Below are 430 nucleotides of genomic sequence, written 5' to 3' on the forward strand. Positions count from 1 at the left end.
GGTCAGAGATTAATCAGAGTGCCGTTAGGTTTATAGTATCTATTCTGAACAAAACGAGGATTTCCTTTGCTGGCGATTACACACTCTACATTTCGACAGATTTATTCTGGAACTCAAAAGAAAACTATTCTCTGAGCGTCTTATTCAAAGGAGCCAACTTGAGCCAAATGACTGAAAACGGAACCTTTTACTATCTCTTGATCAGAAGCTTGAAGTTTAAAGCGCTTGAATAGAATTTTACAATAAGCGGAAGCCTGAACTTCACGGTTCCAGAAGAAGTTACTTGGGAACCAGAGGTGAATGTATTTCTTTTCAAGAGGCTCACAAACAGAAGCTATATGCGGGTTGACTGTGCTGAAATTCAAAAATGCAGCAAAGGGTGCTACAATTTTAAGCTTTACCCACATTACGACTGGTGGAGCGACTCCAA

Annotated in this window: 1 protein-coding gene; it reads right to left on the minus strand. The window is 40.0% G+C overall.

Features of this window, described 5'->3' with window-relative positions; genetic code table 11:
- Positions 1 to 140: 140 nt before the first annotated feature.
- Positions 141 to 430, minus strand: a 290-nt coding sequence (locus E3E37_RS11610) for a hypothetical protein (protein ID WP_206204111.1), incomplete at its 5' end; no start/stop codon positions are given.

The sequence above is a fragment of the Thermococcus sp. ES12 genome (genome assembly GCF_012027515.1).
Classification (GTDB): Archaea; Methanobacteriota_B; Thermococci; order Thermococcales; family Thermococcaceae; genus Thermococcus; species Thermococcus barossii.